Source organism: Pseudomonas sp. B40(2017), assembly GCF_002112855.1.
Taxonomy (GTDB): domain Bacteria; phylum Pseudomonadota; class Gammaproteobacteria; order Pseudomonadales; family Pseudomonadaceae; genus Aquipseudomonas; species Aquipseudomonas pharyngis.
Map to the genome: position 1 here is coordinate 644,983 of NZ_NEIT01000002.1, position 21,184 is coordinate 666,166.

A 21,184-nucleotide genomic window follows, 5' to 3' on the forward strand; every position below is an offset into this window, starting at 1 on the left:
TGACGAGAACTGACCGGTCACGATTTGCCCTGTTGAAATTGCTGTGCAATTGGCACAGATTGGCAACCAAACAACTACAACAACGACTTCACCCTTTGTCTGGGCCGGGTTTTCTCTCGGTCTGACAGACATCCCCTTACAGCCTGTGGGAAGAGGTGAAAGTTAAAGACCAAGGGGTCGCTGTTTGAAAAAAAGTCTGTTCATCACGGGCCTCAGTGGGTTCGTAGGACAACACATCCAGTCACGCCTCCAGGGGGAAGACGCGTCGTGGGAGCTGCTGCCTGCCGCCTCACCCTACGACCTGACAAACCCGGACAGCCTCATCGATCTGTGGCCGCAACTGCCCGATGCGGTCATTCATCTCGCCGGCCAGACCTTTGTTCCTGAAGCGTTCCGCGATCCGGCACGAACCTTCGACATCAACCTGCTCGGCACCCTGAACCTGTTGCAGGCCCTCAAGGCCCGCGGCTTCAAGGGCACGTTCCTGTATGTCAGCTCGGGCGATGTCTACGGTCAGGTCGAAGAACCCGCGCTGCCGATCACCGAACAACAAGCACCCTGCCCGCGCAATCCTTACGCCGTGAGCAAACTGTCGGCGGAATTTCTCAGCCTGCAATGGGGGTTGAGCGAAGGCTGGCCGGTGCTGGTGGCGCGTCCGTTCAATCACATCGGCACCGGGCAGAAGGACAGCTTCGTCATCGCCAGCGCCGCACGGCAGATCAACCGCATCAAGCAGGGGCTGCAAGCGCCGCAACTGGAAGTCGGCGATATCGATGTCACCCGCGATTTCCTCGACGTCGGCGACGTGATCTCGGCCTATTTTGCGCTGCTGGAAAAAGGCACGCCGGGACAGGTCTACAACATTTGCTCAGGTCATGAGCAAAGCATCCGCAGCCTCATCGAACAGATGGGCGACCTGGCCCAGGTCAAGCTGCAACTGGTTCAGGATCCGGCACGCATGCGCCGCGCGGATCAGCGTCGCGTCTGCGGCAGCCACCAACGGCTGGCCCGGACCACAGGATGGACGCCGCAAATCACTACACAACAATCCCTGCGGGCGATCCTGTCCGACTGGGAGAAGCGAGTACAACAACAATGACAAAAAGTGCATTGATCACCGGGATCACCGGCCAGGACGGCGCGTATCTGGCCAAGCTGCTGCTCGACAAGGGTTACAAGGTTCACGGCCTTGTCGCACGGCGCAGCAGCGATTCACGCTGGCGCCTGCGGGAGATGGGCGTCGAAGCGGACATCGTCTACCTGGATGGCGACATGGCCGATGCCTGCTCGGTGCAGCGCGCGGTGATCAAGTCGGCGCCGGACGAGGTGTATAACCTGGCAGCCCAGAGCTTCGTCGCGGCCTCCTGGGACCAACCGGTGACGACCGGCATCGTCGATGGCCTGGGCGTGACCCACCTGCTCGAAGCGATCCGGCAGTTCAGCCCGCACACGCGTTTCTATCAGGCGTCCACCAGCGAAATGTTCGGTCTGATCCAGGCCGAGCAACAGGACGAGAACACCCCGTTCTACCCGCGCAGTCCTTACGGTGTAGCCAAACTCTATGGCCACTGGATCACCGTCAACTACCGCGAAAGCTTCAACCTGCACGCCAGCAGCGGCATTTTGTTCAATCATGAATCGCCCCTGCGCGGCATCGAATTCGTGACCCGCAAGGTCACCGACGCCGCCGCCCGGATCAAACAGGGCAAACAGCAGGAGCTGGCCCTGGGCAACATCGACGCCAAGCGCGACTGGGGCTTTGCCGGTGATTACGTCGAGGCCATGTGGCTTATGCTGCAACAGGACAAGCCCGACGATTTCGTGGTCGCCACCGGCGTCACCACCACCGTGCGCGAGATGTGCCGCATCGCCTTCGATCACGTCGGCCTGAACTACCGGGATTACGTGAAGATCGACCCGGCGTTTTTCCGCCCGGCGGAAGTCGAAGTGCTGCTCGGCAACCCGGCCAAGGCCCAGCGCGTGCTCGGCTGGAAACCCAGGACCGACCTCGACACCCTGATTCGCATGATGATGGATGCGGACATGAAGCGCGTCGCCAAGGAGTAGGCCATGCTGATCCCCGTGATTCTGTCCGGCGGTGCCGGCACCCGTTTGTGGCCGGTGTCCCGCGAGGGCCATCCGAAGCCGTTCATGACCCTGCCCGACGGCCAGTCGCTGCTGGGCAAGACCTACCGGCGCGCCGCCGCGCTGCTGGACGGTTGGGGCGACATTGTCACGGTGACCAACCGCGAGTACTACTTCCAGAGCAAGGATCACTATCAGGCCGCGCGCCTGTCCCGGCATCGCGGGCACTTCCTGCTCGAGCCTACCGGACGCAACACCGCACCGGCCATCGCGGCGGCGGCACTGTCGCTGCAAGCCCTGCACGGCGATGCGGCAATCATGGTGGTGATGCCCGCCGACCATTTGATCGTCAATGAAGAGGCGCTCAAAAGCGCGGTCGAGCACGCGGTCAATCTGGCGAAGGACGGTTATCTGGTGACCTTTGGCGTGGTGCCGACCGCCCCGGAAACCGGCTTCGGTTACATCGAGACCGGCGCACCGCTCAACGACCGGGGCGCGGCCAAGGTCCAGCGATTCGTGGAAAAACCCGACCTGCAGACCGCCACCCATTATCTGGAGAGCGGCAACTTCCTGTGGAATTCGGGAATGTTCTGTTTCTCCACCGCAACGGTGATCGCCGAGCTGGCGCTGCACGCCCCCGAGCTGCTGGAACAGGCCCGCGCCTGCATGGCCGCCAGCGAACCGGTGGAAACCGCTGGTTGCCTGCAACAGGAATTGTCCGCGCAGCTGTTCGCCGAAATCACCGACATTTCCATCGACTACGCACTGATGGAGCGCTCGGAAAAGGTTGTGGTGGTGCCGGCGGGTTTCGACTGGAGCGACATTGGGTCCTGGGGTGCAGTGGCCGCGCTGGTGCCGGCCGACGCTGATAACAACCGTGCGAGCGGCGAGGCGATCTTCATCGACAGCCGCAACAACTTCGTTCAAAGCGATGGCCGGCTGGTGGCCGCCGTCGGTGTGGAAGACCTGATCGTCATCGACACCGCCGACGCCGTGCTGGTAGCCCATGCCGACCGTGCGCAGGATGTGCGGCGGGTGGCCAAGCAGCTCAAGGACAAGTCCCACGAAGCCTATCGCCTGCATCGTACGGTCAGCCGTCCGTGGGGCACCTACACGGTGCTCGAGGAAGGCCCGCGCTTCAAGATCAAGCGCATCGTGGTCAAACCCGGCGGCAAGCTCTCGTTGCAGATGCACCATCACCGCAATGAACACTGGGTGGTGGTCGAAGGCATGGCCAAGGTCACCAACAACGGCAGCGGCACGACCCTGGTGGCGAAGAACGAATCGACGTTCATCGCCGCCGGCCACAAGCACCGTCTGGAGAACCCCGGCGTGATCGACCTGGTGATCATCGAAGTGCAAAGCGGCGAATACCTGGGAGAGGACGACATCGTCCGCTTCGAAGACCAATACGGCAGGACGGTGTGAATGCTGCTTTCCCTGTACCGCTCGCTGCACGACTATCGAGGTTTCATCCTCGGTAGCGTCAAGCGGGAGTTTCAAGCGCGGTATCGCAATTCGCTGTTCGGCGCGCTGTGGACGGTACTCAACCCGCTGTCGATGATCGTTGTGTACACGGTGATCTTTTCCCACATCATGCGCGCCCGCCTGCCCGGCGTGGACGACGGCATGGCCTACAGCGTCTACCTGTGCGCCGGGCTGCTGACCTGGGGCCTGTTCTCGGAAATCACCCTGCGCAGCCAGAACATGTTTCTGGAAAACGCCAACCTGCTGAAAAAAATCAGCTTCCCGCGCCTGTGCCTGCCGGTGATCGTGCTGCTCAATGCGGGAATCAACTTCGCGATCATCATCGGCCTGTTCCTCGGGTTTCTGTTGATCAGCGGGCGCTGGCCGGGCATGGCCCTGCTGGCACTGGTGCCGCTGCTGGCGCTGCAAGTGCTGTTCTGCGCCGGACTGGGGATGATCCTCGGCGTGCTCAACGTGTTCTTTCGCGATGTCGGGCAATTGTTCGCCATCTGCCTGCAATTCTGGTTCTGGCTGACGCCGATCGTGTATCCGCTGAGCATCCTGCCCGAGTGGGTGCAGCGCCTGCTGCAACTCAATCCGCTGACCAACCTGATCGGCAGTTACCAGAACCTGTTTCTCTACGGTCAGTGGCCGGTGTGGAGTTCGCTGCTGCCGATCTTCGTGATCGGCCTGCTGTTGTGCGCGGTCGGCCTGCGCCTGTTTCGTCGGCGGGTCGGCGAAATGGTGGATGAACTCTGATGGGGCACATACGCGTCACAGGCCTGGGCAAGGCCTACAAGCAGTACCCCACCCGCTGGAGTCGCCTGGCCGAATGGCTGATTCCTTTTTCGCCGATGCGCCATCGCCAGCACTGGGTGCTGCAGGACGTGAATTTCGAGATCACCCCCGGTGAAGCGGTGGGCATTGTCGGGGTTAACGGCGCCGGCAAAAGCACCCTGCTGAAAATGATCACCGGCACCACTCAACCGACCTGCGGCCAGATTCAACTCGAGGGCCGGGTCGCGGCGCTGCTGGAACTGGGCATGGGTTTTCATCCGGACTTCACCGGCCGGCAGAATGCAGTGATGGCCGGGCAACTGCTGGGCATGCAGGTCGAAGACATCGAAGCACTGATGCCGGACATCGAACGCTTCGCGGAAATCGGCGAAGCCATCGATCACCCGGTGCGCACCTACTCCAGCGGCATGCAGATGCGCCTGGCCTTCAGCGTCGCCACCGCGCGCCGCCCGGACATTCTGATCGTCGACGAAGCGCTGTCGGTGGGCGATGCCTACTTCCAGCACAAGAGCTTCGACCGCATCCGCAGCTTCCGCAAGGCCGGCACCACGCTGTTGATCGTGTCCCACGACCGCTCGGCGATCCAGTCGATCTGCGACTCGGCGATCCTGCTCGAAGGCGGCCACATGGTGATGCACGACAAGCCCGAAGCGGTCATGGATTACTACAACGCCCTGCTCGCCGAACGCGAAGGCCAGACCGTGCGCCAGGAACTGCTCGACGGCGGCCAGGTACGTACCGTGTCCGGCACCGGCGAGGCCGGGATCCTCAGCGTGCGCCTGCTCGATGAACGCGGACGCTCCATCGACGCCGCCGAAGTCGGTCAGCCGGTGACACTGGAAGTCGAGGTGGAGATTCGCCAGGACATCGAACGGCTGGTGCTCGGCTTCATGATCAAGGATCGCCTGGGCCAAGCCATGTACGGCATCAATACCCACCGTCAGAACCAGGCGCTGGAAGACCTGCGTGCGGGTGAACGCATCACCTATCGCTTCGCCTTCGTCATGGGCCTGGGCAAGGGCAATTACTCCGTGGCCCTGAGCCTGTCGCGACTGGACTCGCACCTGGACCGCAACTTCGAATGGCGTGACTACGGCCTGGTGTTCCACGTGATCAACAACCGTCAGGAAGATTTCGTCGGCTGTTCCTGGCTGGGCGCCAGCACCTCGATCACCCGCCACGCGCACAGCCTCGCGGAGCGCGCGCCATGACCCGCCTGCTGGTTGAATGCACCCACGTGTTCAAACACCCGAAGGTCAATTCGGGGATTCAGCGGGTGGTGCGCAACGTCATCAAACAGCTGCCGCCGAGCGCCGAAGGCGTCGAATGCGTGCCGGTGGTTCTGCTCAAGGGCCAGTTGTACCGAGTGAAGCGTCTGGCGCCGCTGGATTCGCCGCTGTTCAATGCCATCGTCACGTTTGGCGAACGCCTGGAGCGGCTGGCCCATCGTTTCTGGCAACTGCATCAGCGGCTGGATACCGGTTGCCGCACAAAACTGGTACGACGCCTGTTGTACGTCGGCTATCGCCTGACCTCGTTCGGTGCATTCGGAATACCGCTGCGGCTGGTCGAGCAGGTCAATCGCTATCAATTGCCTCAACGCTGCGAACCACTGCAACACCAGACTGGCGATCATCTGGTGCTGCTGGATTCGTCCTGGCATTCAGACTTTTTCCTGCATGCCGAGCGCCTCAAACAGGAAGGTCTGGGCATCGTTGCGGTGATCTACGACCTGATTCCCTTGTCCCACCCGCAGTTCTACGACACGCGGCTGGTCGAGGTGTACAGCGAGTGGTTCGACTGGATCGCCCGCAATGCCGACGGCTTCATGGCGATTTCCGCCACGGTGCGCGATCAGGTGCGTGCAGAACTGCAACGTCGTCTTGGATCGGGCCAGGCTGACAAACGCTGGTTCGACTACTTTCACCTCGGTTCGGAGCTGGATCTGCAGAGCATCGAAGCCGCCGTCGAACCGCGTCTGCAAAAGCTGTTCGCAACAAAGGAGCCGGTGTTCCTGATGGTCAGCACCATCGAGCCGCGCAAGAACCACGGCTATCTGCTGGATGCCTTCGACCATGCCTGGGCGAACGGCTCGAACGCCCGGTTATGCATCGCCGGGCGCATCGGCTGGAAGTGCGACGCGCTGCTGGCCCGGATTCGCCATCATCCGGAGCTGAACCGGCGCCTGTTCATGTTCAACGACTTGAGCGACACCAGCCTCGAACACGCCTACGCCCATGCCAGTGCGCTGGTGTTTCCGTCGTTCGTCGAAGGCTTTGGTCTGCCGCTGGTGGAAGCCATGCAACGCGGGCTGCCGGCGATGGGCAGCGATATCCCGGTGTTTCGCGAAATCGGCGGTGAGTTCATGGCGTATTTCGATCTGCAGTCGCCGCAAAGCCTCGCCGATCTGGTGCAGAGCTTTGAGCGCAGCGGTCGATTCCCCGCCGCTCGCGATGTCAGCAACTGGCAATGGATCGGCTGGCGGGAAGCCAGCGCGCAACTGACCGAGCGCACCGCGCGCCATGTGCTGGAGGCGCCTCAGGTGCCAGCGAGGCAACATGCGCATAGCCCTTAACGCCCGCATTCTCCAGGCACCGCGCACCGGTATCGGTCACTACGTGGCTGAACTGGTGAATGCCTTGCACGCTGAAACCGATATTGAAGTGGCGCTGTTCCACGGCTGGGGCTGGAGTGCGCAACTGCCGGAAGCGGCGATGCCCGGTTATTCGCGCCTGACGCCGCTGCTGCGGCAGATCCCCGGGGCCTATCAGGCCCGCCGCTGGCTTGAACAGAAACGCTTCGATCAGGGCCCGGCGCAACCGGTCGATCTGTACCACGAACCGAGCCTGTGGCCGCTGGCCTTCGATGGCCCGACCGTGATTACCCTGCACGATCTCACGCACCTGCATTTCCCCGAGACCCAGCCACCGGCGCGGCTGCGGGAAATCGAGCGCCGGCTCGCCGAAGGCGTACGCCAGGCGCGGATCATTCTGACCGACTCGCAAGCCATCGCTGACGAGGCCCGGGAGTATTTCGGACTGCCTGCCGAGCGCTTTGTGGTCGCGCCGCTGGGTGTCGCCGAGCGTTTCCATCCGCGCGAGCCGCAGGACATCGATGCGGTGCTCAAGGCACATGCGGTCGAGTACCGGGAGTACTTCCTCTGCGTCGGCACCCTGGAGCCGCGCAAGAACCTGAATCTGGCCCTGCGTGCCCACGCGCTGCTGCCGGATCGGGTGCGCCAGCGTTTCCCGCTGTTGATCGTCGGCATGGCCGGCTGGCAGCGCGACCAGTTCAGTGATGAATTGAATCAGGCGCTGGCTTGCGGGCACGTGTGCCTGCTCGGCTACCTGCCCGATGAGCAAGTCGCGCAATTGCTGGCCGGCGCCCGGGCGCTGATTTTTCCGTCGCTGTATGAAGGTTTCGGCCTGCCGGTGCTGGAAGCGATGGCCAGCGGCACGCCAGTGGTAATCACCCGCTCTTCGGCCATGCCGGAAGTGGCGGGCGACGCCGGCAACTATATTGAAGCTGACGATGCAGACGGCTTGCGTGATGCGATGAGCCGACTGATCGATGATCAAGCGCACTGGCAGGCATGCCGGGAAGCCGGATTGCAGCGGGCACGGCTTTTTTCCTGGAAGCGTTGCGCGCAGGCCACGGCCGGCGCCTACCACCAGGCCATGGGAGGTTGAATGCGAGTTCTTCATTTCTTCAAGACGTACCTGCCTGACTCGGTCGGCGGTATCGAGCAAGTGATCTTTCAACTCTGCGAAAGTGGCGCCCAACACGACATCGAAGGCCAGGTGCTGACCCTCAGCGCCAATCCAGAACCTGCGGTGGTGCGTCTCGGCCAGCATGAAGTGCATCGGGCCAAACTGGATATCCAGTTCGCCTCCACGGGTTTTTCCTGGAGCGTGTTCAAGCAGTTTCGTGAACTGGCCGCCGAAGCCGACGTAATCAACTACCACTTCCCGTGGCCGTTCATGGATCTCGTGCATTTTGCCAGCGGCGTGAACAAACCGACGGTGGTGACCTATCATTCGGACATCATTCGCCAGAAGCACCTGCTCAAACTCTATCGCCCGCTGATGAACCGCTTTCTCGCCAGCGCCGACCGGATTGTCGCGGCTTCGCCAAACTATCTGCACACCAGTGATGTGTTGCAGCAATTCCAGGACAAGACTCGCGTCATCCCCTATGGCTTGAACAAGGCCGGTTATCCACAGCCCGATATCGAGCGCATGAACCGCTGGCGTCAGCAGCTTGGGGACAAGTTTTTCCTGTTCGTCGGGGTAATGCGCTATTACAAAGGCCTGCACATCCTGCTCGAAGCCTTGAAAGACGTGGACTATCCGGTAGTGATCGTCGGCGCCGGCCCGCTGGAGCAGGAACTGCACGCCCAGGCCGCGGCCCTGGGTCTGCGCAACATTCATTTCCTCGGGCGGCTGAGCGATGAAGACAAGGTCGCTCTGCTGCAACTGAGCTACGCCATCGTCTTCCCATCGCACCTGCGCTCGGAAGCGTTCGGCATTTCGCTGCTCGAAGGCGCGATGTACGGCAAACCGATGATCTCCAGCGAAATCGGCACCGGCACCAGCTACATCAACATCCACAACGAAACCGGACTGGTGGTGCCACCGAGTCATCCATCGGCATTTCGCGAAGCGATGCGCACCCTGTGGGAAAACCCGGCCCGCGCCGCCGAAATGGGCCTCAAGGCGGAGGCCCGCTATCGGCAGTTATTCACAGCCGATGAAATGGGCCGCAAGTGGACCGAGTTGTATCAGGAGCTGCTGGAGGAAAAGGCGTTGTCCTACGCCTGATCCGTTACAGATCCAGCACCAGCGGCTGGGCACTCTGCGCCGGCACCGCGCAGCAAATCAGCACCTGCCCCTCCTCCGGCACTTCTGCCGGAGGCTGTGGATAATTCACCGCGCCGCTGATCAGCCGCGTCCTGCAGGTGCCGCACGAACCCCCGCGACAACTGAATTCCGGACGCAAGCCGCGACTTTCCGCCAGCTCCAGCAAACTGCCGCCATCGGGCTGCCAGCGCGCTTCCTTGGCTGAACGTTCGAACACCACCGGCACCGACGTGGTCGCAGCCGGCGGTTGTTCCATCACGATCGCGTCCGGATCGGCCTGGCGCTTGAGGGTCGAAGGGCCGAAGGTTTCGGCATGGATCTGCCCGTCCCGCACATCCAGTTCGCGCAAGATGTCATAAATACCCTGGGTAAAACCGCCGGGACCGCAGAGCACGAAGTCGACCTGATCGAAGTCCTCGTCGGTCAGCAGATTGCGTAACAACTCGCCATCGATGCGGCCGCGCAGGTCGAAGTCTTTTCCTTCGACCAGATCGTCCTCCGGCTGGCTGAGCACCCGCAACACTTTCACGGCATCACCGGCATCCTCCAGCAACCGATCCACCTCTGCTCGGAACGGCTGGTCGGCGAGGCTGCGGGAACTCTGAACAAACAGGGTCGGACGAATCCGCCGGGTCCGCAGGCCCTGATACACCACCTCACGCAGCATCGACAGCAGCGGCGTAATGCCGACGCCGGCCGCCAACAGCACCAGTGGACGACGCTCCAGCGCCGCGACCGTGAAATGCCCTTGAGGCAAGCGCGCCTCCAGCACATCGCCCACGCGAATCTGCTCATGCAGGTGCGTCGACACCCGGCCTTCGCGTTTCACGCTGATCCGGAAGAAATCATCCGACGGCGCGCCGGACAGGCTGTAGGTACGGATGTGCACCTCGCCATCGAGGGTGAACCGCAGCGGCAGATGCTGACCGGCGAGAAACACCGGCAGTCCTGCGCCATCGTCCGGCTCCAGATAAATCGAGCGGATGTGACGGCTTTCCATTTCGACTTTTGCCACGCGCAATGGCCGCCAGCTGTCCCCCAATGCCTTGGCCTGCAATCGTGCATCGGCCTGGGCCCAGTTGCCGGTCAGCAGGCTGGTGGGTGACATGCCGTCGAAGCGCCAGCGAAGAGCCAGCGCTGCAGGACGCCGAACCAGTTTTTCCACCTCGAAAGTCCACAGGCGTTCGGCGCCCTGAAAGGCCTCGATCTGCGGCGCCTCGAGAATGATCTCGGTGCGACCGCTGAGCTGCAACACATCGCCTGTGGAAAAGTCGATGAACAGCAAGCCGGCCAAGGGATTGAGCAGCAGATTGCCCAGCGTGTTGAAGTGCAGGTTGCCGGCAAAATCAGGGATCGTCAGGCGATTACCCTCGATCCGCACAAAACCGGGCTGACCGCCGCGGTGGGAAACATCCACCGAACGCTCGCCGTCGACGTCGACGTAACTGGCGACGAAGAAAGTATCGGCGCTTTCGATCAGCGCAATGGCGGCGTCGTCGAGGCTGTCACGATGTTCGGCTTTGCGGGTCTGCGGATCGGTCAGCGGCACCCGCTGAAACTGACGCAATTGAATGTATTGCGGGCAATTGCCGAACGATTGATCGACCGTCAGCCCGAAGCCGTTCGCATCGAGATTATCGATGTGGCCATTGAGCCGATTGCGCCGGCGGGTGTGCAGTTCGATACCAAGCAGACCGATGGCGGCGCCGGCTTGTAACTGCGCCGGGTCATCGGCAGCCGGCAGACTGGCGAACTGCAGTTGCGTCGGCTCGGGAGAGTGAGCAAAGCCCGGCTCCCCCTCCAGCACACTGGCCCAGGGGCGACCTTCGGCATCCACCGCGCCGTACAGCATGAAAGGCAATTGCTGATAGAACTGGCGGTGTTGATCCGGCATCCAGGTGCGAATCACCTTACGCCCGAATTCCGCCATGCGCTCGGCAACGCCGACATGGGCCTGCAACTGTTGCTCGCCAGCGTGCCACGGTGAACGTTCCATCACGGTCTCTCCCCTGCGCCGTTGGCGCAGATTGAATGTCAGACGGTGGTTTGCAGGCCGGCAACGGTGCGCGGCATGCCGACAAAACCGGGCAGCGCCTCAATGCGCGAAAGCCAGGCGCGAACGTTAGCGTAGTCGTCCAGCGACACATTGCCTTCCGGTGCGTGGGCGATGTAGCTGTAGGCCGCCACGTCAGCGATGGTCGGCTCAGTACCTGCCAAATACGGGGTTTTGCCCAGTTCCAGGTCCATCACCTTGAGAAAATTATGCGCGCGGGTGATGACTTCCTCGGCGTTGAACTTCGCCCCGAACACCGTGATCAGGCGGGCGGCGGCAGGGCCGAAAGCAATCGGCCCGGCGGCTGCCGACAACCAGCGCTGCACATGCGCGGCGCCGACCGGATCGCTTGGCAGCCAGCGGCCATTACCGTATTTCTGTGCCAGATAGACGAGGATCGCGTTGGAGTCGGCCAGCACCACGCCGTTGTCATCAATGGCCGGTACTTGCCCGAAGCTGTTGATCGCCAGGTAGCCGGGCTGTTTGTGCTCGCCTTTGGCCAGATCGACAAAGATCAGCTCGGTCGGCAGTTGCAACAGTGACAACATCAGTTCGACGCGATGGGCGTGGCCGGAACGCGGGAAGTTGTAGAGTTTGATCGCTTGCATGGTCGACTCCGCTGGATGATGGCGCCGTTCAGGGTGGACGGCGGCCGTGGGAGCCATATTCCCTTGATCGCGAAAGCAATAGAATCACCAGAAAACGCAATCCATTATTTCTCTGGATGAAATAAAGCGGCATTTTTCAAGGCGGGATGCTCACGCAATGCGTTCACCATGAAGTCGACAAAACTGCGCACCCGCGCCGGCGCCTTGCGCCCGCCCTGATACACCACATGGATCGGCAAAGCAGGCAGTTCAAACTCGGCGAGCACGATTTCCAGTTCACCGGAGGCGACCTTGCTGGCCACCTGATAAGACAGCACCCGGGTCAGACCCAGGCCCAGCGACGCCGCCGTGATCGCAGCCTGATTGGCGGTGACCACCAGACGCGGTTCCGGTTTTACGCCGATGAGTTCACCGTGTTCCATGAATGGCCAACTGCGCTGTTGACCGATGGCCGATGTCGCCACCACCGGCGCCCCGGCCAAGGCCTGTGGATGATTCGGCCGGCCATGAATCGCAAAGTACTCCGGCGAACCACAAATCACCCGCCGTACCTCACCGACCCGGATCGCATGCTGATTGCTGTCCGGCAACTCGCCGATACGCACCGCGACGTCGATGCCCTCCTCGACCATGCTTACTACCCGGTCGAGCAACAGGGCGTTGATGGAAACGTCCGGGTATTGCGTCAGATAACGCGCCATCACTGGCGTCACAAACAACTCGCCGAATAAAACAGGCGCCGTCACCGTCAACTGCCCACGCGGCTGGGTATGACTGCCGGCAGCGGAATCCTCCGCTTCCTGCACCTCGGCGAGAATTCTCCGACAGTCTTCCAGGAAACGCAGACCGGCTTCGCTCAAATGCACGCTGCGGGTTGTACGGATCAACAACTGCGTGCCGATCCGCTGCTCCAGCGCCGCCACCGCCCTGGTCACGCTCGCCGCCGACAGACCCAGACGCCGCGCCGCAGCGGAAAAACCCTGTTCCTGGGCGACGATGGCGAAAACCTGCATTTCCTGGAAGCGATCCACTGTTCAACTCCTAAACCGCGGCGTTTATCCGCTGATACAAGTCCGATCCAAGCAGAATCACGGATTTTTCTGCGGATTCAAGGCTACGCTCGAAGCCTTTATTCACCTAGCTTTGAGTGCCATAAGGAATTCAGTTATCAGGTGTCGTTCGCGGATTTTTATGAGGACCGTTGAAGACCAAACGACTCTGCGATACGACTGATAATGGTCGAAAGATCGCCCCGCATCTTCAGTGCTTTGAGGTCGATGTTTTCAGCTGCCAAAAGCTCAAGGAACTGCGCCATATCTGCGGTGAGGCTTTCGGGCAACTCGAACACTTCGCCGGTCAGTAGGCCGGAAAGGCGAAGGACGTCGTTACGGTGCTTTTTGATGTTCCCGCTATCGATCCCACTTTCTCCGTTTGCTTTGCGCTGAGACAGGTCGAGCCAGGCTTTGGCCTTGAAAGGTATGAGTCGATCCGCGCTGATGTAGGTAAGCTCCTCACTCTGCTGGCGGCCCGCTAGAAGGAAACTGTAGTAGTCCTGATTTAGAAGGATGGCACTCAAGCTCGAAACTGACTCGCCTGTGGGGATAGGGGTCAGCGTCGCGTTCTCCTCATGCTCCAAACCTTCAGGTGCACGCGAAAAGAGTTCGATCATGACCGGGTACGCTTCGTCTTTCGGGCCCTGAAATCGATAGAAAACAGGGTTAGGACGCTCGCCACCTCTCTGCCTGATCTCATACCCGCCCGCTTTGATGAAGTCCCAGAAATGCGCGACGAATTCAGCATCCAGGGCTTCGATCACCAGGACGATGTCCAAGTCCTTGGTGGCCCTGAAGCTTTCACCCGCATCTTCCATTGCCAGAGCGGAGGCAACGCCACCGATCAGAACGTAGCGATCGCGGTATTCGCGAAAATGCCGCCCGAATACGTCTAGACCTTTCACGCTAACCATTCAACTTGCTCCTTGAGTTCATCCAACGCAATCTGAATGCGTTCGTCAGGATTATCTTCCAAGCTCAGAAACAGCGACGCTGTATCTGCTATGTAGTGTCTTTCAGTGAGCGACGGATACGCCCAAATCTCCACCCATTCCTTGATCGCGTCCACCGACTCGACTACCTCGAACGCATCAAGCGCCAGCATGTCGTCAAACACTTTCTTGGTCATTCCCCATACGGCCTGCTCGGGCTCTGCCAGCATCGTGCACTTGGCCAGAGCAGTTTCTCCTGCGAGACACACACCGGGCGCCATGGGAATAGTGTTGCGAGTGATGCCAACTCTCTTTTTGACGGGTGAGCGCAGGTATTGCTTGGCTTTTTGGAATACCTCAGAAGGAGATCCGCTGAAAGCGTAGGTTCTCCAGTGCAGTTGGCTTTTCACTGGGATAATCACCTCCAGCGAGGTCAGTTGCTCCACTGCTTTCGATAAGGTCACACGGCTGTATCCCAGATCACCCAGCAAAGCGTTGGTCGTGAAGTAGGTTTTTTCGGGTATGCCGGCATAAAGGCACGAGAGAAGCATGGCTTGGGCGGCGGGAAGGAGGGCAGTAACCTCGCTTCGCTCTCGCCGCTGGCGGAAACTTTCGCGTAGGTCTAGCGCTATCTCCGGTATGAACATCTGGAAGGCGGGCTGGATAAAATTGATCTGATGCGTGATCAGGCTGCGGCGGTCTTGAATCGTCAGAGATCTGCAGACGAAGGCTATTACCTGGTTTGTAGCTTTGCGCACAAGTTCGACGTGCTTTTGCAGCTTCACGATGCCTGGGTAATCAACGTCGTCACGGGTGACTAGCAGCATCATGGTAAGCGCTGAGAAATGCCCCATCGGGATGCTCAGTTCGTAGGTTTTGTAGTTATCCCGGATGTTGAAAGGAACTCTAGGGTGCGCCAGCTCAAGTCGCGCAGGCACGCCGAACACGGACTCGATGTAGGCCTTGGCTTCGTCTTCTAAATTCGGCATATCCTGACTTCGTGTTAACCATATTTTCTCACTGTAAACCGCAGTGATTTACACGTCAAAAAAAAGGTTAACAGTCCCGTGTTTATCGGGAGAACATAGACTATTTGCCATCTATAGGGAATTCGAGGCAGCGTGCATCTCAGCGTGCGCGCTGGGTGCACGGCCCCCTACAAGAGGCCGTGGTCACGCATGACAACTTTTATTGTCGCAATACCGCTTGTTTCGGAAACCCAAATCAACCGCAGTACAATCTCGATTACTCCACCGTCACCGACTTCGCCAGGTTACGCGGCTGATCCACGTCCGTGCCCTTGAGCACCGCAACGTAGTACGACAGCAGTTGCAGCGGAATGGTGTAGAGGATTGGCGACAGGATGTCGTGGATGTGCGGCATCTGCACTACGTGTGTGCCTTCGCCGTTGGTCATCCCGGCCTTTTCGTCGGCGAACACGACCAGTTCGCCACCGCGGGCGCGGACTTCCTGCAGGTTGGACTTCAGTTTCTCCAGCAGTTCGTTGTTCGGCGCGACGGTCACCACCGGCATGTCGTTATCCACAAGCGCCAGCGGGCCATGCTTCAGTTCGCCGGCCGGATAAGCTTCAGCGTGGATGTACGAGATTTCCTTGAGCTTCAAGGCCCCTTCCATCGCCACCGGGAATTGCGCGCCACGGCCCAGGAACAGGGTGTGGTTCTTCTCGGCGAACAGCTCTGCGATTTTTTCCACGGTGCTGTCCATCGCCAGGGCTTCGCCCAGACGGGTTGGCAGGCGACGCAGTTCTTCGACCAGCGTGGCTTCAACGCCTTTGCCCAAAGTACCGCGCACCTGACCCAGAGACAGGGTCAGCAGCAGCAGACCGACCAACTGCGTAGTGAAGGCCTTGGTCGAGGCCACGCCGATTTCACGACCAGCCTGGGTCAGCAGGGTCAGGTCGGACTCGCGCACCAGCGAACTGATGCCGACGTTGCAGATCGCCAGACTGGCGAGGAAGCCCAGTTCCTTGGCGTTGCGCAGGGCGGCCAGGGTGTCGGCGGTTTCGCCGGACTGGGAGATGGTGACGAACAGGGTGTCCGGCTGCACCACCACCTTGCGGTAGCGGAACTCGCTGGCGACTTCGACCTGGCACGGAATGCCGGCCAGCTCTTCGAGCCAGTAACGGGCAACCATGCCGGCGTGATAGCTGGTGCCACACGCCACGATCTGCACGTTGCGCACTTTGGCGAACAATTCGGCCGCTTGTGGACCGAAAGCCTGCACCAGCACCTGATCCGCACTCAATCGACCTTCCAGAGTGCGCTGCACCACGGACGGCTGCTCGTGGATTTCCTTGAGCATGTAGTGACGGAACTCGCCTTTGTCGGCGGCTTCGGCGCCATCGGTGTACTGGACGGTCTGGCGCTCGACGGCTTTGCCGGTCACGTCCCAGATCTGCACCTTGTCGCGCTGGATTTCGGCGATATCGCCCTCTTCCAGGTACATGAAACGGTCGGTGACCTGACGCAGGGCCAGTTGATCGGAAGCGAGGAAGTTTTCGCCCAGGCCCAGACCGATCACCAGCGGGCTGCCGCTGCGAGCAGCAACGAGTCGATCCGGTTGCTTTGCGTGGATAACCGCCAGACCGTAAGCGCCATGCAGCTCCTTGACCGCAGCCTTCAGCGCGTCGGCGAGGTCTGGCAACGACTTGAGTTTTTCGGTCAGCAGGTGAGCGATGACTTCGGTGTCGGTGTCCGAGGTGAACACGTAGCCCAGTGCCTTCAGCTGTTCACGCAGCGCCTCATGGTTTTCGATGATGCCGTTGTGCACGACAGCGACGTCACCGGAGAAATGCGGGTGGGCATTGCGCTCGCTCGGCGCACCGTGGGTAGCCCAGCGGGTGTGGGCAATACCGAGACGGCCAACCAGCGGGTGTTCGGCCAGCGCCGCGTCGAGTTCGCTGACCTTGCCCACACGACGAGTGCGTTCCAGAATGCCGTCATTGGTGTACACCGCCACACCGGCACTGTCATAGCCCCGGTATTCGAGGCGTTTGAGGCCTTCGACCAGAATGGCGGTGATGTTACGTTCAGCTACCGCGCCGACGATTCCACACATGCTTATTTCTCCTGACTGACAGTCGCGCAAATCAAGTTGATACCGCGAGCCTGAATCTGATCGCGCGCATCCAGGGACAGGCGATCATCGGTAATTAGGGTATGGACGCTGCTCCATGGCAGCTCCAGGTTGGGAATCTTGCGGCCGATCTTGTCGGCCTCGACCATCACGATCACTTCCCGCGCCACTTCCGCCATCACCCGGCTCAGGCCGAGCAATTCATTGAAGGTGGTGGTGCCACGCACCAGGTCGATGCCATCGGCACCGATAAACAATTGGTCGAAGTCGTAAGAGCGTAGTACCTGCTCGGCGACCTGGCCCTGAAAGGATTCCGAGTGCGGATCCCAGGTGCCGCCGGTCATCAGCAGCACAGGCTCGTGTTCAAGTTCGCTCAGGGCGTTGGCTACGTGCAGGGAGTTGGTCATCACCACCAGGCCTGGCTGCTGGCCGAGTTCGGGAATCATCGCGGCGGTGGTGCTGCCGCTGTCGATGATGATGCGGGCGTGCTCGCGGATGCGTGTGACGGCGGCGCGGGCAATCGCCTGTTTGTATTTGGAAACGTTCTGACTGACGTCCGCCACCAGTTCCTGGGGCATGGTGATCGCGCCACCATAGCGACGCAGCAGCAAGCCATGACTTTCCAGAGCGGCGAGATCCTTGCGAATCGTAACTTCCGAAGTTTCGAAGCGCTTGGCCAGTTCATCCACACTCACCTCGCCCCGCTCATTGAGCAAAGCCAGAATGTTGTGACGGCGCTGAGGTGTGTTGCGTTTCGACATGGCTGATTAAGTTTCGATTCGAAAGATAACGGAAGCAATCAAAACCTATCAGCTGCGAATCGTCAAGCCGGCGCCCAAAAAAAAAGACCGCTGGCAGCGGTCCTTTTTTAATTTGAGCATTGTGGATAACTCAGCTCTTCTTGATCTTCTCAGGCCGCTTCCAGCCATCGATGTTCTTCTGCCGCGCCCGGCCAACAGCCAATTGCGCGTTATCCACATTCTGAGTGATAGTCGAGCCGGCTGCAGTAGTTGCACCGGCAGAGATATCCACAGGCGCCACCAGCGAGTTGTTAGAACCGATGAACACATCCTCGCCCAGCACGGTTTTCCACTTGTTGGCGCCGTCGTAGTTGCAAGTGATGGTGCCGGCGCCGATGTTGGTGCGCGCACCGATCTCGGCGTCGCCCAGGTAAGTCAGGTGCCCGGCCTTGGCGCCCTCGCCCATGCGGGCGTTTTTCAACTCGACGAAGTTACCCACATGGGCGCGGGCTTCCAGCACAGTGCCCGGACGCAGACGGGCAAACGGGCCGGCATCGCTGCCTTCGCCCAGCACCGCGCCTTCGATGTGACTGTTGGCCTTGACCACTACGCCTTTGCGCAGGGTGCTGTCCTTGATCACGCAGTTCGGGCCGATGACCACATCGTCCTCTATGACAACCTTGCCTTCGAGAATCACGTTGATGTCGATCAGCACATCGCGACCGACGGTCACTTCGCCTCGCACATCGAAACGGGCCGGGTCGCGCAGGGTGACACCCTGAGCCATCAGGCGACGACCGGCGCGCAGCTGGTAATGACGCTCCAGCTCGGAGAGCTGTTTGCGATCATTGGCGCCCTGCACTTCCATCGGATCGTGAGGTTGTTCGGTGGCGACGGTCAGGCCATCGCTGACCGCCATCTCGATCACGTCGGTCAGGTAGTACTCGCCCTGAGCGTTGTTGTTCGACAGGCGACTCATCCAGTCCGCCAGACGATTGGCCGGCACTGCCAGGATGCCGGTGTTGCCTTCAGTGATCGCCCGTTGCGCTTCGCTGGCGTCCTTGTGTTCGACGATGGCGGCAACCTTGCCGTCGGCATCGCGCACGATGCGGCCATAACCGGTCGGATCGTCCAGCTCGACGGTGAGCAAGCCCATCTGCCCGGGTACAACGTGCTTGAGCAGACGTTGCAGGGTCTCGACTTCGATCAACGGCACATCGCCGTAGAGAATCAGTACGGTATCGGCGGTGATGAAAGGAACAGCCTGGGCCGTGGCGTGGCCGGTGCCCAGCTGCTTGTCCTGCAATACGAAATTCAGATCGTCAGCGGCCAGACGCTCGCGCACTACATCGGCGCCGTGGCCGATGACGACATGAATGCGCTGTGGATCAAGTTGACGGGCGCTGTGGATAACATGGCCAAGCATGGAATCGCCGGCAATCGGATGCAGCACTTTTGGCAGCGCGGAACGCATGCGGGTGCCTTGACCGGCCGCGAGGATAACGATTTCAAGAGACATGACTGGCTACCAATCCTGGGTGGTCAGCAACTGCGACCGGGTTTGTAGAATTCTGAAAAGAAAAAAGGGTAGCCGAGGCTACCCTTTTTTATCAATCGCACAACAAGTGGCTGACGGATCAACCGCCAAACTTCTTGCGGATCTGCTGGACGGTGCGCAGCTGAGCTGCAGCCTCGGCCAGACGTGCGGACGCAGCTCCGTAGTCGAAATCTGCGCTCTTCTCATGCAGAGCAGCTTCGGCAGCCTTGAGAGCTGCTTGAGCTTGAGCTTCATCCAGGTCGGCGGCACGTTGCACGGTATCGGCAAGCACCTTGACCATGTTCGGCTGAACCTCGAGGAAACCACCGGAGATGTAGAACACCTCGGCTTCCCCGCCTTGCTTGATCAGGCGGATCGGACCTGGCTTCAGATTAGTGATCAGCGGCGCGTGGCCCAGAGCGATACCAAGATCACCCAGAGCACCGTGCGCAATCACCATCTCGACCAGGCCGGAAAAGATTTCTCCTTCCGCGCTGACGATGTCGCAATGGACTGTCATAGCCATCTGATTGCCTCAACCTAAATTAGCGCCCGTTGCCGGGCGCCTGGATTACAGTTTCTTGGCTTTCTCGATCGCTTCTTCGATGCCGCCGACCATGTAGAACGCTTGTTCTGGCAGGTGGTCGTAGTCACCGTTGAGGATGCCTTTGAAGCCAGCAATGGTGTCTTTCAGGGAAACGTATTTACCCGAAGCACCGGTGAAGACTTCAGCCACGAAGAACGGCTGCGACAAGAAGCGCTGGATCTTACGAGCACGGTTTACCAACTGCTTGTCGGCTTCCGACAGCTCGTCCATACCCAGGATTGCGATGATGTCCTTCAGCTCTTTGTAACGCTGCAGCACGTACTGAACACCACGAGCGGTCTCGTAGTGATCGTTGCCGATCACGTTCGGGTCCAGCTGACGCGAAGTCGAGTCCAGTGGGTCTACCGCCGGGTAGATACCCAGGGAAGCGATGTCACGGGACAGAACGACGGTGGCGTCCAGGTGAGCAAACGTGGTCGCTGGCGACGGGTCAGTCAAGTCGTCCGCTGGTACGTATACGGCCTGGATCGAAGTAATCGAACCTTGCTTGGTCGAAGTGATGCGCTCTTGCAGCACGCCCATCTCTTCAGCCAGGGTCGGCTGGTAACCTACTGCCGAAGGCATACGGCCCAGCAGTGCGGATACTTCGGTACCGGCCAGGGTGTAACGATAGATGTTGTCGACGAACAGCAGAACGTCGTTACCTTCGTCACGGAACTTCTCGGCCATGGTCAGACCGGTCAGCGCTACGCGCAGACGGTTTCCCGGTGGCTCGTTCATCTGACCGTAGACCAGGGCTACCTTGTCGAGAACGTTGGAGTCCTTCATCTCGTGGTAGAAGTCGTTACCCTCACGAGTACGCTCACCCACACCGGCGAACACGGAATAACCGCTGTGCTCGATGGCGATGTTACGGATCAGTTCCATCATGTTTACGGTCTTGCCTACACCGGCACCACCGAACAGACCGACTTTACCGCCCTTGGCGAACGGGCAAACCAGGTCGATAACCTTGATGCCTGTTTCCAGCAGCTCGTTGCCACCGGCTTGTTCAGCGAAGGAAGGAGCGGCGCGGTGGATACCCCAGCGCTCTTCTTCGCCGATCGGGCCAGCTTCGTCGATCGGGTTGCCCAGTACGTCCATGATCCGGCCCAGAGTCGCTTTACCGACCGGTACGGAGATGGCTGCGCCAGTGTTGTTGACGTCCAGACCGCGCTTCAAGCCTTCGGTGGAGCCCATCGCAATGGTACGAACCACGCCGTCGCCCAGCTGCTGCTGAACTTCCAGAGTGGTTTCGGCGCCTTGAACCTTCAAGGCGTCGTAGATGCTCGGTACGCTGTCGCGTGGAAATTCCACGTCGATAACGGCGCCGATGATTTGAACGATACGTCCGCTACTCATAGCTGGATC

General features: G+C 60.4%; 18 protein-coding genes. 8 read left to right on the forward strand and 10 right to left on the reverse strand.

Features of this window, described 5'->3' with window-relative positions; genetic code table 11:
* Positions 1–184: 184 nt before the first annotated feature.
* From CAF76_RS06570 to CAF76_RS06605, 8 genes are read left to right on the forward strand one after another with little or no spacing between them, the layout of a single operon-like run.
* Positions 185–1,099 (forward strand): GDP-mannose 4,6-dehydratase, encoded by a 915-nt coding sequence (locus CAF76_RS06570; RefSeq protein WP_085647137.1) that lies wholly within the window; start codon positions 185–187, stop codon positions 1,097–1,099.
* On the forward strand, positions 1,096–2,067 hold the full coding sequence (gene gmd, locus CAF76_RS06575) for a GDP-mannose 4,6-dehydratase (RefSeq protein WP_039765008.1): 972 nt from the start codon (positions 1,096–1,098) through the stop codon (positions 2,065–2,067). The genes CAF76_RS06570 and gmd overlap by 4 nt, the downstream gene beginning before the upstream one ends.
* Positions 2,068–2,070: 3 nt before the next feature.
* Entirely contained in the window at positions 2,071–3,513 is a 1,443-nt protein-coding gene (locus CAF76_RS06580) for a mannose-1-phosphate guanylyltransferase/mannose-6-phosphate isomerase (protein WP_085647138.1), read from the forward strand.
* Positions 3,514–4,311 (forward strand): ABC transporter permease, encoded by a 798-nt coding sequence (locus CAF76_RS06585; RefSeq protein WP_085647139.1) that lies wholly within the window; start codon positions 3,514–3,516, stop codon positions 4,309–4,311.
* Positions 4,311–5,561 (forward strand): ABC transporter ATP-binding protein, encoded by a 1,251-nt coding sequence (locus CAF76_RS06590; protein WP_085647140.1) that lies wholly within the window; start codon positions 4,311–4,313, stop codon positions 5,559–5,561. Before CAF76_RS06585 ends, CAF76_RS06590 begins: the two co-directional genes overlap by 1 nt.
* Positions 5,558–6,925, forward strand: a complete 1,368-nt coding sequence (locus tag CAF76_RS06595) for a glycosyltransferase family 1 protein (protein ID WP_085647141.1) — start codon at positions 5,558–5,560, stop codon at positions 6,923–6,925. Before CAF76_RS06590 ends, CAF76_RS06595 begins: the two co-directional genes overlap by 4 nt.
* Positions 6,909–8,039, forward strand: coding sequence for a glycosyltransferase family 1 protein (locus CAF76_RS06600; protein ID WP_085647219.1), 1,131 nt, complete (start codon positions 6,909–6,911; stop codon positions 8,037–8,039). Before CAF76_RS06595 ends, CAF76_RS06600 begins: the two co-directional genes overlap by 17 nt.
* Positions 8,040–9,170 (forward strand): glycosyltransferase family 4 protein, encoded by a 1,131-nt coding sequence (locus CAF76_RS06605; RefSeq protein WP_085647142.1) that lies wholly within the window; start codon positions 8,040–8,042, stop codon positions 9,168–9,170. It abuts the gene before it with no gap.
* A gap of 4 nt (positions 9,171–9,174) precedes the next feature.
* Here the strand turns inward: CAF76_RS06605 and CAF76_RS06610 are convergent, their stop codons facing one another.
* From CAF76_RS06610 to atpD, 10 genes are all read right to left on the reverse strand, one after another.
* Positions 9,175–11,205 carry a pyridoxamine 5'-phosphate oxidase family protein gene (locus CAF76_RS06610; RefSeq protein WP_085647143.1) on the reverse strand — a complete coding sequence of 677 codons (2,031 nt, stop codon included), beginning with the start codon at positions 11,203–11,205 and terminating at the stop codon, positions 9,175–9,177.
* A gap of 38 nt (positions 11,206–11,243) precedes the next feature.
* Positions 11,244–11,870, reverse strand: coding sequence for a glutathione S-transferase family protein (locus CAF76_RS06615; protein WP_064600620.1), 627 nt, complete (start codon positions 11,868–11,870; stop codon positions 11,244–11,246).
* A gap of 104 nt (positions 11,871–11,974) precedes the next feature.
* Complete coding sequence (locus tag CAF76_RS06620) at positions 11,975–12,901, reverse strand: LysR family transcriptional regulator (RefSeq protein ID WP_085647144.1); 927 nt, start codon at positions 12,899–12,901, stop codon at positions 11,975–11,977.
* A gap of 158 nt (positions 12,902–13,059) precedes the next feature.
* Positions 13,060–13,836 carry a hypothetical protein gene (locus CAF76_RS06625; protein ID WP_085647145.1) on the reverse strand — a complete coding sequence of 259 codons (777 nt, stop codon included), beginning with the start codon at positions 13,834–13,836 and terminating at the stop codon, positions 13,060–13,062.
* Positions 13,824–14,843: a hypothetical protein gene (locus tag CAF76_RS06630; RefSeq protein ID WP_085647146.1), complete on the reverse strand. Its 1,020-nt coding sequence runs from the start codon at positions 14,841–14,843 to the stop codon at positions 13,824–13,826. Before CAF76_RS06630 ends, CAF76_RS06625 begins: the two co-directional genes overlap by 13 nt.
* A gap of 256 nt (positions 14,844–15,099) precedes the next feature.
* A complete protein-coding gene (glmS, locus tag CAF76_RS06635) occupies positions 15,100–16,932 on the reverse strand; it encodes a glutamine--fructose-6-phosphate transaminase (isomerizing) (protein ID WP_085647147.1) in 1,833 nt (610 codons plus the stop codon).
* 2 nt (positions 16,933–16,934) lie between these two features.
* The gene (locus tag CAF76_RS06640; protein WP_085647148.1) at positions 16,935–17,711 is read right to left on the reverse strand and encodes a DeoR/GlpR family DNA-binding transcription regulator; all 777 of its coding nucleotides are present in this window, start codon (positions 17,709–17,711) and stop codon (positions 16,935–16,937) included.
* 130 nt (positions 17,712–17,841) lie between these two features.
* Entirely contained in the window at positions 17,842–19,209 is a 1,368-nt protein-coding gene (gene glmU / locus CAF76_RS06645) for a bifunctional UDP-N-acetylglucosamine diphosphorylase/glucosamine-1-phosphate N-acetyltransferase GlmU (RefSeq protein ID WP_085612472.1), read from the reverse strand.
* A 118-nt stretch (positions 19,210–19,327) separates the two neighbouring features.
* Positions 19,328–19,753 carry a F0F1 ATP synthase subunit epsilon gene (locus CAF76_RS06650; protein WP_007954164.1) on the reverse strand — a complete coding sequence of 142 codons (426 nt, stop codon included), beginning with the start codon at positions 19,751–19,753 and terminating at the stop codon, positions 19,328–19,330.
* Between the two features lie 45 nt (positions 19,754–19,798).
* Positions 19,799–21,175: a F0F1 ATP synthase subunit beta gene (gene atpD, locus CAF76_RS06655; protein ID WP_007954162.1), complete on the reverse strand. Its 1,377-nt coding sequence runs from the start codon at positions 21,173–21,175 to the stop codon at positions 19,799–19,801.
* Positions 21,176–21,184: the final 9 nt, after the last annotated feature.